Genomic DNA, 14,549 nt, shown 5'->3' on the forward strand with positions numbered 1-14,549 from the left:
CCGACACCCCCGAATCGCTCACGGAACGTCACAACTGGTCGGGGGTCCTAAGAAGCCGTCCACGTGCGGGCAGAAACGATCTGTCAGAAGCGCGCGTCACGCGGGAACACTGAACAGTAGGTGGAAGGCCCTCGGGCCAGCCTCTATGATCGGCACACTTTCCTGACACTTTCCTGCACGGACACGGCCCGGTGGCCGCCCCCAGGGCTCGACTTCGCTCGAGCAGGGGGGACCCCCCTTCACCCGGCCGGCCATTCCGATGAGACCCATCCGAAGAACGAGTGCACTGCGGGAGCGAGCGGTGAGCGGAACGTCCGAAGGGCCGACGCCCGCGGCAGACCTCATCGGGGCAGCCGTGACAGAGAGTAACCAACAGCCATCCCCCGGTACGGCGGCGCCACCCCACCCCGCCGCCTCCGCCGCCTTCAGCGCCGCCCCCCTGGCGATGGCCGTGGTCGACCGCGAAGGCCTCGTGACCGGCGCCAACCCGTCCTTCGCCGGCCTGCTCGGCACGACCCCCGAGGACCTGCCCGGGACGGTCGCCGCCGATCTGGTGGACCTCGCCTCCGACGCCCGCACCTGGCACACCTACCGCGAGGTGCTGCGCGGCCGGCAGGCCGAACTGAGCTGTACGCGCCGTATCAAGCACCCGGACGGAAGCTCCCTGTGGGCGCAGGTGACGGTCGCGCCCCTGCCCGGTGCGGAGCCCGGCGGTGTCCTGCTGTCCGTCGCCGACATCAGCTCGCAGCGCGAACTCCAGGCGCGGCTGCGGCACTTGCAGATGCACGACCTCGTGACCCGGCTGCCCAACCGCACCCTGTTCTTCGAGCGGTTGACGGCCGCGCTGGAGGTGGAGTCGTACGACGAGAGCGGCACCACCGGCCGAATCGGCCTGTGCTACCTGGACCTTGACGGTTTCAAGGCGATCAACGACACCCTCGGCCACCGTGTCGGCGACAAGCTGCTGGCCGCCGTCGCCGAGCGGCTGACGCACTGCGCCGAGGAGGCGGGACATACCAGGTCGATCCCACCCCTGGTGGCCCGGCTCGGCGGTGACGAATTCGCCCTGCTCGTCGAGGACTCGACGGGCACCGAGCAACTGGCCGACCTCGCCGAGTCGGTGCTCGAATCGCTGCGCGCCCCCTTCGACATCTCCGGCCGGCGCCTGTCGGTGTCCGCCTCGATCGGCGTCGTGGAACGCCACGCGGCCGGCACCACCCCCACCGCCCTGATGCAGGCCGCCGACACGACGCTGTACTGGGCGAAGGCCGACGGCAAGGACCGCTGGACGCTCTTCGACCCCGAACGCAACGCCCACCGCATGACCCGCCAGGCCCTCGCCTCCACACTCCGGCCGGCCATCGAGCGCGGCGAGTTCGCCCTGGAGTACCAGCCGCTGGTGAGCATGGACGACGGCCGGCTGCGCGGTGTCGAGGCGCTTGTCCGCTGGAATCATCCTCAGTTCGGCATACTGGCGCCGAATCGGTTCATCGGACTGGCCGAGGAGGACGGTTCGATCGTGCCGCTCGGCCGCTGGATCCTGGAGACCGCCTGCCGCCAGGCGCAGTCCTGGCAGGAGGCCCACCCCGACGAGCCGCCCATCTTCGTGAGCGTGAACGTGGCCGTCCGCCAGGTCTGGGACTCCGACCTGGTCGCGGACGTGGCCCGGATCCTCGACGAGACCGGACTCGCCCCGCATCTGCTCCAGTTGGAGCTGACCGAGTCGGCGGTCATGGGCTCGGCGGGACGACCGCTCCAGGACCTGCAGGCCCTCAGCGACATGGGCGTACGCATCGCGATCGACGACTTCGGCACGGGCTACTCGAACCTCGCGTACCTCAGCCGGCTGCCGGTCTCCGTCCTGAAGCTGGACGGCTCCTTCGTACGGGGCTTCCAGTACGAGAGCGACAACAGCGCGGCCGTTCCGCCGAACCCGGCCGACGAGGTCGTGGTCGAGGCGATGATCCAGCTGGCCCACCGGCTGGGCCTGACGGTCACCGCGGAGTGCGTGGAGACGCTGGCCCAGGCCTCACGGCTGCAGCGGATCGGCTGCGACACCGGCCAGGGGTGGCTGTACTCGCGGCCGGTGTCGCCGGATCGTATCTCCGAGTTGCTGGGTGTGCGGGTGTAGCGGATCGGGTCAGGCGGTCGGCAACCCGTAGGCGTCCGCGATGAGTTCGTACGAGCGCAGGCGGATGTCCATGCCGGGCGCATTGCTCGTGATCATCAACTCGTCGGCGCCGGTGCGCTTCTGGATGTCGTCGAGGCCGGCGCGCACCTCGTCGGAGGTGCCGTGGATGACGTTGGCGTTCCAGGAGTCGGCGAACTCGCGCTCCATCGGGGTGAATTCGTAGGCCTCGGCCTCCTCCGGCGCGGGGATGAGGCCGGGGCGGCCGGTGCGCAGGCGGACCATGCCGAGGGCGGCGGCCTCGACCTGGCGGCGGGCCTCCTTCTCCTCGTCGGTGGCGAGCGCGGAGACGCCGATGAGGGCGTACGGGCGGTCGAGTACGGCCGAGGGCTGGAAGGACTCTCGGTACAGGTCCAGGGCCGGGATGGTGTTCCGGGCCGAGAAGTGGTGCGCGAAGGCGAAGGGCAGGCCGAGGACGGCGGCGAGGCGGGCGCTGAAGCCGGAGGAGCCGAGCAGCCAGATCGGGGGGCGGTGCGGGGACTGGACGCCGCCGGGTGACGTCGCCTGGACGGGGCCGGGGACGGCGTGGATGCGGCGGTAGGGGTGGCGGTCCGGGAAGTCGTCGTCGAGGAAGCGGGTGAGCTCCGCGAGCTGCTCGGGGAAGTCGTCGGCGCCCTCGTTGAGGTGGTCGGTGCGGCGCAGGGCGGCTGCGGTGGCACCGTCTGTGCCGGGGGCCCGGCCGAGGCCGAGGTCGATGCGGCCGGGGGCCATGGCCTCCAGGGTGCCGAACTGCTCCGCGATGATCAGCGGGGCGTGGTTCGGCAGCATCACGCCGCCTGAGCCGAGGCGGATGCGCGTGGTGTGGGCGGCCAGGTGGGCGAGGATCACCGCGGGGGACGACGAGGCCACGCCCGGCATGGAGTGGTGTTCGGCGACCCAGTAGCGGTGGAAGCCCCGGGCCTCCGCGAGGCGGGACAGCTCGACGCTGGTGCGCAGGGCTTCGGTGGCCGTGTGGCCGGAGCTGACCGTGACCAGGTCCAGTACGGAGAGGGGGACGGGGGCGGTGCCCTGTGTTGTGCCCCGGATCTCGTCTGCCGGGCCCCGGGTCTCGTCTGCCGCCACGTGTGCCTCCTGCGGTTGTGCCGTGCGGTGTCCGTCCGGCGATAACAGGAGGGTGGCTCCGGTTTATTCCCTCGCCCCCGCCGCCCCTTCCCGTCCCTGGGGGCTGCCGCCCCCGGACCCCCGCTGCCGGCCTGAACGGCCTCGTCCTCGAACGCCGGACGGGCTGGATCATGCCGGCCGGAGGCGGGGTCCGGGGTGGGCGGGAAGGGCGCTAGACCTGCACGATCGGCTCCCTGGTGAACAGTGTGCCCAGGGCCGGGGCGTTCACGCGGCGGGCCGTGAGCCGCAGGGCCTCCCAGACCGTGACCTGGTTGGCGGTGAGGACCGGCTTGGAGAGGTGCTGCTCCAGCGCCGGGATGTGGGAGGCGGTGTGGAGGGCCGTGTCCGGGAGGAGGACCGCCTCGGCGTCGGGGTGGTCGGCCTCCTTCGCCAGGGCGAGCACCTCCTTCTCGCCCCAGGTGCCGACCTCCGCCGCCGTGATGATGCCGGCCCCTCGGACCGACACCACCTCCACCTCCGCGGCACGCAGGAAGTCCGAGAAGAGACCCGCCACGTCGTCGGGGTACGTCGCGCCGATCGCCACCCGCCGCACCCCGAGCTCGCGTACCGCGTGCGCGAAGGCGAAGGACGTCGACGACGCCGGCATGCCCGCCGCGACCGCCAGGGTGCGCACCTGCTCGTGGGCGCCCTCCCAGCCGTAGACGAAGCTGCCGCTCGTGCACGCCCACACGACGGCCTCGGCGCCCGTCAGCCGCAGCGCCTCCACGCCCGCCGCTAGCCGCTCGGCCGAGCCCATCCGCAGCAGCGCGTCCACCCGGTGCGCGTCCTCGCCGATGTCGGTGTGCACCAGGTCGAGCCGGATGTCGCTGGCGATCAACTGCTCGATGCGTGGGTAGTCGTCCTCGGCGGAATGGCCCGGGTAGAGGAATCCGAGTGCCGTCATGTCAGCCTTCCTGCTGCTTGCTGCTCCTATTGCTGTTCCTGCTCTGGTACATCCGGTACTTCCGGATGTACCGCACCGCCACGCGCCGCCGGATCGATCAGCGCCTGATACGGCCCCACCGCTCGGGTACCCAGTCGGCGCAGCGCAGCCCACATGGTCACCTGGTTGGCCGAGAGCACCGGGATGCGCAGCTCCGCCTCCAGCTGGGGGATCACGTCGTAGGTGGGGAGGTTGGTGCAGCTGATGAAGAGGGCGTCGGCGGCATGACGTACGGCCTGGCGGGCCATGTCGGCCACATCGCGGTACGGCACCTTCCAGATGTGCCGGGTCAGACCCATGAACGCGCACCCCGTGACCACGGTCCCGGCCTCCGCGACGTACTCCTCCAGCGCCCGCGTCACCGACACGGTGTACGGCGTCACGAGCGCCACCCGCCGTACGCCGAGCTCGGCCAGCGCCTCCAGGAGCGCGCCGGACGTGGTGATGGAAGGCACCGCGCCCGCCCGGGTCATCGCCTCGCACATCGCCCGCTCGCCCGCGATGCCGCCGACGAAACTGCCGGAGGTGCAGGCGTAGGCGATGACCTCGGGGGCAATCGCGTTCAGGGTGCGCACGCCCTCGCTCAGCGTCTCGTGCTCGCTGACCAGACGGGCCAGGTCGAGGCTGACCTCGACCGGGACGAACGGTGTTCGGGTCAGGTGCAGCGAGACCTCGTCCGGCACCCAGCGCCAGAGTTCCCGGTCCAGCGCGAAGTCGAAGGGGGCGACGACTCCGACCCCACGCTGGGGTCGAGGTCCGCCGAGGAAGGAGATGTCCAGGGAGCTCATTGCAGGCACCGCCCTCACTACGAGAAACAGGTGAGCAACGGACCGTACGCACGCCCGTGTTGACGAAGGTAGGTTCGGGTGCGAGCGTGGTCAAACCTCGCATGTCAGACGGCCATCCGATCCAGCAGAACTCCGAGAATCGCCCCCCGCAGACCCCCGGAGAGACGACCCCGTATGACGGCACCCACGCCCGGTCCGACACCCGCCTCCGACCCCCGCTCCGGCACCCCGCCGACACTCCTCGTCCTCGACGCCGAGCCCCTCCCCCGCCTCGGCCGCCTCACCGGTCGCGCCCGCGTCGAGCACGCGGACGAGTCGACCCTCGCCGAGCGGCTGCCGCACGCCGACGTGCTGCTGGTCTGGGACTTCAGCTCCCACGCCGTACGGCACGCGTGGCCGGGTGAGGGACCCCGGCCGCGCTGGGTGCACACGGCCAGCGCGGGGGTGGACCATCTGATGTGCCCGGAGCTCACCGAGTCCGACACCCTGGTCACCAACGCGCGTGGAATCTTCGACCAGCCGATCGCCGAGTACGTCGCCGCGCTGGTGCTGGCGATGGCGAAGGATCTGCCCAGAACCCTGGCACTGCAGGCCGCCCGGGAGTGGCGGCACCGGGAGGGGCAGCGGGTCGCCGGCACGCGCGCGTGCGTGGTCGGGACCGGCCCCATCGGCCGTGCGATCGCCCGCACGCTCAAGGCTCTCGACATCACCACTGCGCTGGTCGGCCGGACCCCGCGCACCGGCATCCACGGCCCCGACGACCTCGACCGGCTGATCGCCCGCGCCGACTGGGTGATCGCGGCCGCGCCGCTCACCGACCGGACGCACGGCATGTTCGACGCCCGCCGCTTCGGCGTCATGCAGCCCTCCGCCCGGTTCATCAACGTCGGGCGCGGGCAGCTGGTGGTGGAGGACGCGCTGGCCGAGGCCCTCGCCAAGCGCTGGATCGCGGGGGCCGCGCTCGACGTCTTCGAGCATGAACCCCTCACCCCCGAGAGCCCGTTGTGGCAGGTCCCGAACCTGATCGTCTCGCCGCACATGAGCGGGGACACGATCGGCTGGCGGGATGAACTCGGTCTTCAGTTCGTGGAGTTGTACGAGCGGTGGGAGGCGGGCAGACCGCTGCTGAACGTGGTCGACAAGCGGCGTGGGTACGTACCCGGACGCTGATGTCTACGGCTGGAGGGCGACGCATGACGGATCTCACCGAACTGACCGCCGTACAACTCCTCGACGGCTACCGCAAAGGAGAGTTCAGCCCCGTCGACGCCACCCGCGCGACCCTGGAGCGGGCCGAACGGATCCAGCCGGAGGTCAACGCCTTCGTGCGCCTGACCGCCGAGGAGGCGCTCGCGCAGGCCGGCGCGTCGGCGGACCGCTGGCGGCGCGGCGAACCGGCCGGGCTGCTCGACGGGGTTCCGGTCACCGTGAAGGACATCCTGCTGATGCGCGGCGGACCGACACTGAAGGGCTCGAAAACCATCTCCGAGACGGGGAGCTGGGACGAGGACGCCCCCTCCGTGGCCCGGCTGCGCGCACACGGCGCCGTCTTCCTCGGCAAGACGACGACCCCGGAGTTCGGCTGGAAGGGCGTCACCGACTCGCCCCGGTCCGGCGTGACCCGCAACCCGTACGACCCGACCCGCACCGCGGGCGGCTCCAGCGGCGGCGCGGCGGCGGCCGTGGCGCTCGGCGCGGGGCCGCTCGCGCTGGGCACGGACGGGGGCGGCAGTGTCCGTATCCCGGCGGCGTTCTGCGGCATCTTCGGCCTGAAACCGACGTACGGCCGCGTCCCGCTGTACCCCGCGAGCGCCTTCGGCACCCTGGCGCACGTCGGGCCGATGACCCGCGACGCGGCCGACGCGGCCCTGCTCCTGGACGTCATCGGCACGCCCGACTCCCGCGACTGGTCGGCCCTTCCGTCGGCGCCGGGTTCCTTCGTGTCGGGCCTGACCGGCGGTGTGCACGGGCTGCGCGTCGCCTACTCGCCCTCCCTCGGCGGCCAGGTGGCGGTGCGCCCGGCGGTCGCGGCGGCGGTACGGCGGGCGGTGCAGCGGCTGGCGGGGCTGGGGGCGTACGTCGAGGAGACCGACCCCGACTTCACCGACCCGGTGGACGCCTTCCACACCCTGTGGTTCACCGGGGCCGCCCGGGTGACCCAGCATCTGGGGCCGCACCAGCGGGAGTTGCTCGACCCGGGCCTCAGGGAGGTCTGCGACACGGGCGCCCGCCTGACGGCGCTCGACTACCTGGCCGCGGTGGACGTCCGTATGGAACTGGGCCGCCGCATGGGCCACTTCCACGACACCTACGACCTCCTCGTCACCCCGACCGTCCCGCTCACGGCCTTCGAGGCGGGCGCCGAGGTCCCGAAGGGTTCGGGGCATCGCAGGTGGACGGGCTGGACGCCGTTCACGTACCCCTTCAACCTGACCCAGCAGCCGGCGGCCACCGTCCCCGTCGGCACCGACGGGGACGGCCTGCCGATCGGCCTGCAACTCGTGGCCGCCCGGCACCGGGACGATCTGGTGCTGCGGGCGGCTCACGCGCTGTACGAGACCGGTTGGGCCGGGCTCACGCCCTCCGGGACCTGACCGTCGTACCGGTGTCGATCACTTCGAGGGGCGCGCCCGGGCGACGCGTCACTCGAGGCGCCGGAACCTCAGCGACTCTCCCAGCGCTCCTGCCCGCCACAGGTCGTTGCAGCCCTGTGCCAGCTCCTCCAGGCCCTCCACGATCTGGCCCCAGACGATGCCGGGCACCCAGCCCACGTCGCCGTTCAGCAGCAGGTTGTTGCGCTCGTAGAACAGGGCCAGGTCGACCAGCGTCGTGCCGGGGCGGACCTCACGGTCGTAGCCGTAGGACTTGGTGCCCAGTTCCGTTCCGGCGAAGGCGAAATAGCATAGATCGCCCGGAATTGGGGTGACTGTCGGGTTTTCCAGCGGCGGCTCCGTTTCCGCGAAGGGCGGGAAGAGGGCGTAGATCTCGTTGCGGGCGTACTTGGCGTGGTAGACGTCGCCGGTCAGGGGCAGGGCGTCCCAGACGGCCGCGCAGGTGAGCGGGGCGCGATCGTCCAGGAGTTTTGCGGTGCAGTGGATGCCCCGCTTGACCAGCGACACCTCGATGAACCGTTCAGTCATGCTTTCCAGGGTGCATACATCGCATGGTCTCGGGTAGCCGCGCCGCCATGGCTCCACCTATGGAACATGTCCGAACACAAGTCGAACACAGATCCGGGACCACACGCCGGTCGCTGCTCGCGGGGGTGGCGGCGCTCGGCGCGCTGGGCGCGGCGGGCTGCTCGCGTGTGGCAACGGCCTCCACCAAGGAAGGCGGCGAGCTGCTCGACCGGCTGCGCGCCGCCGGTGTCGTACGGCTCGGAATCGCGGGTGAGATTCCCTTCGGGTACATCGACAAGAACGGTGAACTCACCGGTGAGGCGCCCGAGCTGGCGAAGGTCATATTCAAGCGGCTCGGCGTGGACCGGGTGCAGCCCGTGCCCACCGAGTTCGGGTCGCTGATCCCCGGGCTGAACTCCCAGCAGTTCGACGCGGTCGCCGCCGGGATGTACGTCAATCCCGAGCGCTGTGAACAGGTCATCTTCTCCGACCCCGACTATCAGATGCTCGACGCCTTCATCGTGCGCAAGGGCAACCCGATGGGGCTGCACACCTACAAGGACGTCGTCGAGAAGAAGGCCAAGTTCGCCACCGGGACCGGCTATGCCGAGATCGCGTACGCCGTCGAGGCGGGGTACAAGGAGAGCGACATCCTCATCGTCCCGGACCAGGTCGCGGGGCTGAACGCGGTCGAGGCGGGACGCGTGGACGTCTTCGCCGGTACGGCGCTGACCACCCGTGAGGTCGTCAAGAAGTCGGCCAAGACGGAGTCCACCAAGGCCTTCGCACCCCTCGTCGGCGGGAAACCGCACGTCGACGGCGGCGCGTTCGCGTTCCGGCAGACCGAGACCACGCTGCGGGACGCCTTCAACGCGGAACTGCACAAGCTGAAGAAGAGCGGCGAACTGTTCCGCATCCTCAAGCCCTTCGGCTTCACCGAGGCCGAGATGACCGACCTCACCGCGAAGGAGCTGTGCGGCGGAGGGAAGAGCGGATGACCTCGGGACTCTGGGACCTCGTACTCCAAGGAATCTGGATCACCGTCCAGTTGCTCGTGCTGAGCACGCTGGTGGCCACGGTGGTCGCCTTCGGGGTCGGCATGGCCCGCACGCACCGGCTGTGGATAGTCCGCTTCCTCGCGGGCGTCTACACCGAGGTGTTCCGCGGGACCTCCGCCCTGATCATGATCTTCTGGGTGTTCTTCGTGCTGCCGGTCGCCTTCGGCTGGCAGTTGGTGCCCCTGTGGGCGGGCACGCTGGCACTCGGGCTGACCTACGGGGCGTACGGCGCCGAGATCGTGCGCGGCGCCCTCAACTCCGTCGACCCGGCGCAGCGTGAGGGCGGCATCGCGCTCAGCTTCACACCGTGGCAGCGGATGCGGCTGATCCTGCTGCCGCAGGCGATACCGGAGATGATCCCCTCCTTCAACAACCTGCTGGTGGAGCTGCTCAAGGGCACCGCGCTGGTGTCCGTCATGGGCATGGGCGACCTGGCCTTCAGCGCCAACCTGGTGCGCCTCGCGCTCCAGGAGAGCGCGGAGATCTACACGTACATCCTGGTGATCTACTTCGTCATCGCCTTCCTGCTCACGCGGGGGATGCGCGGACTGGAGCGCAAGCTCAAGGCCGGTGTCGGCAAGTCCGTCGGGCGCACGCCCGACCAGGAGCTGCACCGTCCTGAAACGACCGGCGTCGGCGCGGGAGGTGCCCTCTGATGACCTGGGACTGGGGCGCTGTCGCCGACTTCATGCCGCGTTTCTGGGACGGACTGCTGCTCACCCTGCAGATCCTGGCCCTCGGCTCGCTGATCTCGTTCGCGCTGGGTCTGGTGTGGGCGCTGCTGATGCGCGCACCGAGCCGCTTCGTGCGCTGGCCGGTCGGGGCGGTCACGGAGTTCATCCGCAACACCCCGCTGCTGGTGCAGCTGTTCTTCCTCTTCTACGTGCTGCCCGAGTGGGGCATCACCGCCTCGGCGCTGACCACCGGCGTCGTCGCGATCGGGCTGCACTACTCGACGTACACGATGCAGGTCTACCGGGCCGGCATCGAAGCGGTGCCCGTCGGCCAGTGGGAGGCCGCGACGGCACTGAACCTGCCGGTGACCAGGACGTGGCGGGTGGTGATCCTCCCGCAGGCGATCCGCCGGGTCGTGCCGGCACTCGGCAACTACGTCATCGCGATGCTCAAGGACACACCCATCCTGATGACGATCACGGTCATGGAGATGCTCGGCCAGGCGCGGCTGTTCGCGCAGGACACCTTCCAGTTCACCGAGCCCCTGACGGTCATCGGTGTGGCCTTCATCCTCATCGCCTACCCGGCCTCCCTTCTCGTACGAGCCCTGGAGCGACGCCTTGTCCGCTGACACCCCTCTCATGAAAGATCCCGACGCGAGCGCCAACCCGCCGGTGGACGGCAGCGAACTGATCCGCTTCGACCACGTCACCAAGCGCTTCGGGTCCAACACGGTCCTCGACGGTCTCGACTTCTCGGTCGAGTCCGGCAAGCACGTCACCCTGATCGGCCCGTCCGGCTCCGGCAAGACGACGATCCTGCGGCTGCTGATGACCCTGCTCAAGCCGGACGAGGGCAGCATCACGGTGGCCGGGGACAAGCTCTTCCCGGCGCCCGAGAAGCAGGTCCGCGAGGTCCGCAAGAACATCGGGATGGTCTTCCAGCAGTTCAACCTCTTCCCGAACATGACCGTGCTGCGGAACATCACCGAGGCCCCGGTCACCGTCCTCGGTCTGCCCAAGGACGAGGCGGAGGCGCGCGCCCGCGAGCTGCTCGACCTGGTCGGCCTCGCCGACAAGTGCGACGCCCGCCCGACCCAGCTGTCCGGCGGCCAGCAGCAGCGGGTGGCGATCGCGCGGGCACTGGCGATGCGGCCGCAGGTGCTGCTGCTCGACGAGGTGACCTCGGCGCTCGACCCGGAGCTGGTCGCGGGCGTCCTCGACGTGCTGCGGGACATCGCCCGCACCACCGACATCACCATGCTCTGCGTGACCCACGAGATGAATTTCGCCCGGGACATCTCGGACCAGGTCCTGATGTTCGACTCCGGCCGGGTGATCGAGTCCGGCAGCCCGGAGAAGATCTTCAACGACCCGGAGAACGACCGCACGAGGGAGTTCCTCAGCGCTGTCCTGTGACTTCGCGACCGGCCCGTGACGTGGGCATATGCCAGAGTGCTGGTACCGCAGTTGAGGGCGTCGCAATCTCGTCAACAACCGCTCACTACCAGCCTCTTGCCCGTTATCGTGAAGGAGATTGGCTGACACGAACCCGGCCCAATGAGAAGCGACGTGCGACCGCAGGGGGAACCGTGGCGCTGCAGCACGAGCCGACGACGCCGTACCACTCGGCCCAGGACGCCCTGCGCGTCCTGGAGACCGTGGCGCGGCACGGCACCGGAGTCACCGACGCCGAGCTCGCGCGGCACACGGGCATCGACCCCGAGCGCCTGACCGGCCTCCTGCTGATGCTGCGCCGCGAGGGCTACGTCGAGCAGGTCGCCGACGGGGCGTACGTCACGGGCGAGGCACTGGCCCGCCTCGGCTCCGCGCAGGGCCGCGAGCAGGCCCTGCGCGAGAACCTCCAGCGCACCCTCGACCGGCTGCGCGACTCGGTCGGCGCCGCCGTCTACATCAGCCGGTACGTCGACGGCGAGATCAAGATCGACCAGTACGCGGCGGGGCCGGCCACCCCCGTGGTCAACGAGTGGGTCGACTTCCGCTTCTCCGCCCACGCCACCGCGATCGGCAAGAGCCTGCTCGGCCAGCTCGACCACAACGGCCGGCGCGACCACCTCTCCCGCCACAAGATGGCCCGCCTCACCTCGCGCACGATCACCAGCGACCGGGTCCTGCTCTCCCGTCTGGAGTCCCAGCCGCCGACGGTCCCCCACCTCGACCTCCAGGAGTACGCGGTGGGCACGGTGTGCGCAGCGGTTCCGATCACGGCCGGGTCGTCGGTGGGCTGCCTGGCCCTGTCGCTCCCGCTCGAGCACGCCCACCGGCTGCGCCAGGCGGCGGATGCGCTGAACCGGAACGCGGCGCCGGTGCTGCTCTCGCTGGCGATCTAGGCCGCGCGGGCCCGGTGATCCGGGGCCGGTCCGGGTGGTCAGAAGCACCCCTGCGGACCGGGTAGTATTTTCTCCGTCGCCAGCCGCGGGAGCACAGTGAACGCGGTCGGCGCGAGTCATGCGCCGCTAGCTCAGTTGGTTAGAGCAGCTGACTCTTAATCAGCGGGTCCGGGGTTCGAGTCCCTGGCGGCGCACCGGTGAAGGGCCTCTCGTGGGAGCGAGGGGCCCTTCGGCGTCTTCCAGGCTCCGATACGCCTGCTCGCCGGGCGGCCGCCACCACACCGGGTCGGCGCACCGCACGCCCTCCCTCCGCAGCCCCGCCCGGTGAATCTTGTTCGTGGCCGTGACCGGCATCCGCTCCACCACCCGCACGAACCGGGGCGCCATCTTGGTCCCGAGATCGGGCTGAGCGGCCAGAAAGTCCGCGAAGGCCACCGGATCGAAGGTCCCGGCGATCGTCGCCATCACCTGGTCCCCGGTCACCGGATCGGGGACGGCGTACACGGCTACGGCCGTCGCCCCCTCGTACCGGGCGAGGATGTTCTCGATCATCGCGGCGGCCAGGTTCTCGCCGTCGACGCGGATCCGGTCGTCCGTGCGGCCGGCGAAGTAGAGATAGCCGTCACCGTCCCGGTAGAACAGGTCGCCGGTCCAGTACCAGCCGTCCCGCCGCCGCTCGGCCTCCGCCTCGGGATTGCGCCAGTACCCCTCGAAGGGGTTCGGCGCCCGGTTCACCAGCTCCCCTATCGCCTCGTCGCCGTTCAGCAGCCGCCCGGCCGGATCGAAGACCGCGGGAGGGCACTCCTTGCGCGTCTTCGCGTCCAGTACGACGAGCCCGGGCGCCGCCCGGCCCACCGCGCCCCGGGGAGTCCCGGGCGCCCACGGGATCGCGGCCCCGCCCTCGGAGGAGCCGTAGCCCTCGACCAGCCGCACCCCGAACCGCCGCTCGAAGGCCACCGCGTCCTGCGCCCCCGCCTCCGTCCCGAAGCCGAGCCGCAGCGGATTGTCCCGGTCGTCGGGGTGCGGCTCGGTGGCGAGGAGGTACTGGATCGCCCGGCCGACGTAGGTGAAGTACGTCGCCCCGTAGGCCCGTACGTCCGCCAGGAACCCGGACGCCGAGAACCGCCGCCGCAGCGCCACGCCCGCACCGGCCACGAGGGCGGGCGCCCAGTCGGCGATCACGGCGTTGCCGTGGAACATCGGCATGCACACGTAGTGCACGTCGTCGGGCCGGACGCGGAACTGGTCGGCCAGTGAGCGTCCGGCGGCGGCCAGCCGTCCCTGGCTGCAGATCGCGGCCTTGGGGGCGCCGGTCGACCCGGACGTGAAGTAGAGCAGGAACCGGTCGTGCGGGGCGGCACGTGAGGCGTCGGGCCGCGCGTCGGCGTACGGGGCGAGCAGGGCGCCGTACTCCGCCGAGTCTGTCAGCAGCAGGCGCAGGCCGGGCAGGTCGAGGCCGGTCAGGAGGGGCAGGTGGGCCCGGTCGGTGACCAGCACCCGGCACTCGGTGTGCAGGATGTCGCGGGCGAGCTCGGCGCCGCGGCGGGTGGGGTTGATCCCGGCGACGGCGGCCCCCGCGAGGGCGGCCGCGCCCAGCCACAGGGGGTACTCGGGGGTGTTGTCGAGCAGCACCCCGATGTGCGGCTCGACGCCGGGCGGCAGCAGGTCGGCCAGCAGCGCCGCCCGGACGGCGGCCCCGGCCGCCGTCTCGTGCTGCGTGAGCATCCCGCCCTCGAACCACAACCCCGGCCGGTGGTCGTCCCACCGCGCCGCCACGAGCTCCGCGACCGTGCGTCCCGTAGTGGACTCCATGGCGGCGCACGGTAGTTGATGGTCCGTCAGATGTGGAGGGTCAGAAGCCGCCCATCGGGTCCATGCCCGCGGACATGTCCGAGTAGGTGGACATGAAGCCGGCGCAGAACACCACGACCACCCCGAGGAACACGAGAATGCCGACGGTGGCCGCCGCCTGCCTGGCGTGGCCCGGCGCATGGGCCGTGGCCACCACCTGCGCGCCCTCGGCGTAGTGGACGGTGACGAGGTCGCCCTCGACCCGCATGCCCGGCCCGCCCTCCTCCTCGAACCGGACGAGGCGGCCGTCACGTGCGACGAACTCGTACACATGGTGCAGGGTGGTGTGCACGGACGTGTTGCCGTGGCCGCCGCTCACGGTCGTGTACGACCGCAGACAGCGGGCCTGCGCGGTCAGTCCGCTGTTCCACGCGCTGCGCATCTGCAGTGAGCGGTGGACCACCCGGTACGCCACGAAGAGGGCCACGGCCATGATGAGGCCTGGTACGACGTAGAAGATCGCGTCCATGCTTCGT

At 70.8% G+C, this 14,549-nt stretch carries 14 protein-coding genes and 1 tRNA gene; 9 read left to right on the top strand and 6 right to left on the bottom strand.

All coding sequences use genetic code 11. The features are described 5' to 3' along the window. Window positions 1–259: 259 nt before the first annotated feature. On the top strand, window positions 260–2,131 hold the full coding sequence (locus ACZ7M7_RS06485) for a sensor domain-containing protein (protein ID WP_472113326.1): 1,872 nt from the start codon (window positions 260–262) through the stop codon (window positions 2,129–2,131). Between the two features lie 9 nt (window positions 2,132–2,140). On the opposite strand, the gene ACZ7M7_RS06490 is transcribed toward ACZ7M7_RS06485, so the two are convergent. From ACZ7M7_RS06490 to ACZ7M7_RS06500, 3 genes are all read right to left on the bottom strand, one after another. Beyond that, the gene (locus tag ACZ7M7_RS06490; protein WP_472113329.1) at window positions 2,141–3,250 is read right to left on the bottom strand and encodes an LLM class flavin-dependent oxidoreductase; all 1,110 of its coding nucleotides are present in this window, start codon (window positions 3,248–3,250) and stop codon (window positions 2,141–2,143) included. Window positions 3,251–3,461: 211 nt separating this feature from the next. Next, window positions 3,462–4,193: a maleate cis-trans isomerase family protein gene (locus ACZ7M7_RS06495; protein WP_383631043.1), complete on the bottom strand. Its 732-nt coding sequence runs from the start codon at window positions 4,191–4,193 to the stop codon at window positions 3,462–3,464. Window positions 4,194–4,219: 26 nt separating this feature from the next. After that, the gene (locus ACZ7M7_RS06500; RefSeq protein ID WP_472113969.1) at window positions 4,220–5,011 is read right to left on the bottom strand and encodes a maleate cis-trans isomerase family protein; all 792 of its coding nucleotides are present in this window, start codon (window positions 5,009–5,011) and stop codon (window positions 4,220–4,222) included. A 183-nt stretch (window positions 5,012–5,194) separates the two neighbouring features. Here ACZ7M7_RS06500 and ACZ7M7_RS06505 point away from each other — a divergent pair, with 183 nt between their 5' ends. Together ACZ7M7_RS06505 and ACZ7M7_RS06510 are read left to right on the top strand one after the other, a co-directional pair. Then, a complete protein-coding gene (locus ACZ7M7_RS06505; protein WP_472113332.1) occupies window positions 5,195–6,190 on the top strand; it encodes a D-2-hydroxyacid dehydrogenase in 996 nt (331 codons plus the stop codon). 23 nt (window positions 6,191–6,213) lie between these two features. Further along, window positions 6,214–7,614, top strand: coding sequence for an amidase (locus tag ACZ7M7_RS06510; RefSeq protein WP_383631037.1), 1,401 nt, complete (start codon window positions 6,214–6,216; stop codon window positions 7,612–7,614). 48 nt (window positions 7,615–7,662) lie between these two features. Here the strand turns inward: ACZ7M7_RS06510 and ACZ7M7_RS06515 are convergent, their stop codons facing one another. Continuing rightward, window positions 7,663–8,160, bottom strand: a complete 498-nt coding sequence (locus ACZ7M7_RS06515; protein ID WP_383609007.1) for a DUF3830 family protein — start codon at window positions 8,158–8,160, stop codon at window positions 7,663–7,665. A gap of 47 nt (window positions 8,161–8,207) precedes the next feature. Between ACZ7M7_RS06515 and ehuB the strand changes: the two genes are divergently transcribed. From ehuB to ACZ7M7_RS06545, 6 genes are all read left to right on the top strand, one after another. Beyond that, the gene (ehuB, locus tag ACZ7M7_RS06520) at window positions 8,208–9,137 is read left to right on the top strand and encodes an ectoine/hydroxyectoine ABC transporter substrate-binding protein EhuB (RefSeq protein WP_472113336.1); all 930 of its coding nucleotides are present in this window, start codon (window positions 8,208–8,210) and stop codon (window positions 9,135–9,137) included. Next, on the top strand, window positions 9,134–9,853 hold the full coding sequence (gene ehuC / locus ACZ7M7_RS06525) for an ectoine/hydroxyectoine ABC transporter permease subunit EhuC (protein ID WP_383609001.1): 720 nt from the start codon (window positions 9,134–9,136) through the stop codon (window positions 9,851–9,853). The genes ehuB and ehuC overlap by 4 nt, the downstream gene beginning before the upstream one ends. After that, window positions 9,853–10,503: an ectoine/hydroxyectoine ABC transporter permease subunit EhuD gene (ehuD, locus tag ACZ7M7_RS06530; protein WP_472113339.1), complete on the top strand. Its 651-nt coding sequence runs from the start codon at window positions 9,853–9,855 to the stop codon at window positions 10,501–10,503. The genes ehuC and ehuD overlap by 1 nt, the downstream gene beginning before the upstream one ends. Window positions 10,504–10,513: 10 nt before the next feature. Further along, window positions 10,514–11,290: an ectoine/hydroxyectoine ABC transporter ATP-binding protein EhuA gene (gene ehuA / locus ACZ7M7_RS06535; protein ID WP_383608996.1), complete on the top strand. Its 777-nt coding sequence runs from the start codon at window positions 10,514–10,516 to the stop codon at window positions 11,288–11,290. A 173-nt stretch (window positions 11,291–11,463) separates the two neighbouring features. After that, complete coding sequence (locus ACZ7M7_RS06540; RefSeq protein WP_383608993.1) at window positions 11,464–12,222, top strand: IclR family transcriptional regulator; 759 nt, start codon at window positions 11,464–11,466, stop codon at window positions 12,220–12,222. 120 nt (window positions 12,223–12,342) lie between these two features. After that, a tRNA-Lys gene (locus tag ACZ7M7_RS06545) sits at window positions 12,343–12,416 on the top strand. On the opposite strand, the gene ACZ7M7_RS06550 is transcribed toward ACZ7M7_RS06545, so the two are convergent. Both ACZ7M7_RS06550 and ACZ7M7_RS06555 read right to left on the bottom strand, forming a co-directional pair. Then, on the bottom strand, window positions 12,382–14,034 hold the full coding sequence (locus ACZ7M7_RS06550) for a long-chain-fatty-acid--CoA ligase (protein WP_472113343.1): 1,653 nt from the start codon (window positions 14,032–14,034) through the stop codon (window positions 12,382–12,384). The genes ACZ7M7_RS06545 and ACZ7M7_RS06550 overlap by 35 nt on opposite strands. 40 nt (window positions 14,035–14,074) lie before the next feature. Next, complete coding sequence (locus tag ACZ7M7_RS06555; protein WP_472113346.1) at window positions 14,075–14,542, bottom strand: hypothetical protein; 468 nt, start codon at window positions 14,540–14,542, stop codon at window positions 14,075–14,077. Window positions 14,543–14,549: the final 7 nt, after the last annotated feature.

It is taken from the genome of Streptomyces sp. NPDC111606 (assembly GCF_055656945.1).

Excerpts from the sequence above, each read along its gene's own strand:
- ACZ7M7_RS06485 (WP_472113326.1), top strand. The coding sequence starts at position 260 with ATGAGACCCATCCGAAGAACGAGTGCACTGCGGGAGCGAGCGGTGAGC.
- ACZ7M7_RS06495 (WP_383631043.1), bottom strand. The coding sequence starts at position 4,193 with ATGACGGCACTCGGATTCCTCTACCCGGGCCATTCCGCCGAGGACGAC.
- ACZ7M7_RS06505 (WP_472113332.1), top strand. The coding sequence starts at position 5,195 with ATGACGGCACCCACGCCCGGTCCGACACCCGCCTCCGACCCCCGCTCC.
- ACZ7M7_RS06510 (WP_383631037.1), top strand. The coding sequence starts at position 6,214 with ATGACGGATCTCACCGAACTGACCGCCGTACAACTCCTCGACGGCTAC.
- ACZ7M7_RS06515 (WP_383609007.1), bottom strand. The coding sequence starts at position 8,160 with ATGACTGAACGGTTCATCGAGGTGTCGCTGGTCAAGCGGGGCATCCAC.
- ehuB (WP_472113336.1), top strand. The coding sequence starts at position 8,208 with ATGGCTCCACCTATGGAACATGTCCGAACACAAGTCGAACACAGATCC.
- ehuC (WP_383609001.1), top strand. The coding sequence starts at position 9,134 with ATGACCTCGGGACTCTGGGACCTCGTACTCCAAGGAATCTGGATCACC.
- ehuD (WP_472113339.1), top strand. The coding sequence starts at position 9,853 with ATGACCTGGGACTGGGGCGCTGTCGCCGACTTCATGCCGCGTTTCTGG.
- ehuA (WP_383608996.1), top strand. The coding sequence starts at position 10,514 with ATGAAAGATCCCGACGCGAGCGCCAACCCGCCGGTGGACGGCAGCGAA.
- ACZ7M7_RS06550 (WP_472113343.1), bottom strand. The coding sequence starts at position 14,034 with ATGGAGTCCACTACGGGACGCACGGTCGCGGAGCTCGTGGCGGCGCGG.
- ACZ7M7_RS06555 (WP_472113346.1), bottom strand. The coding sequence starts at position 14,542 with ATGGACGCGATCTTCTACGTCGTACCAGGCCTCATCATGGCCGTGGCC.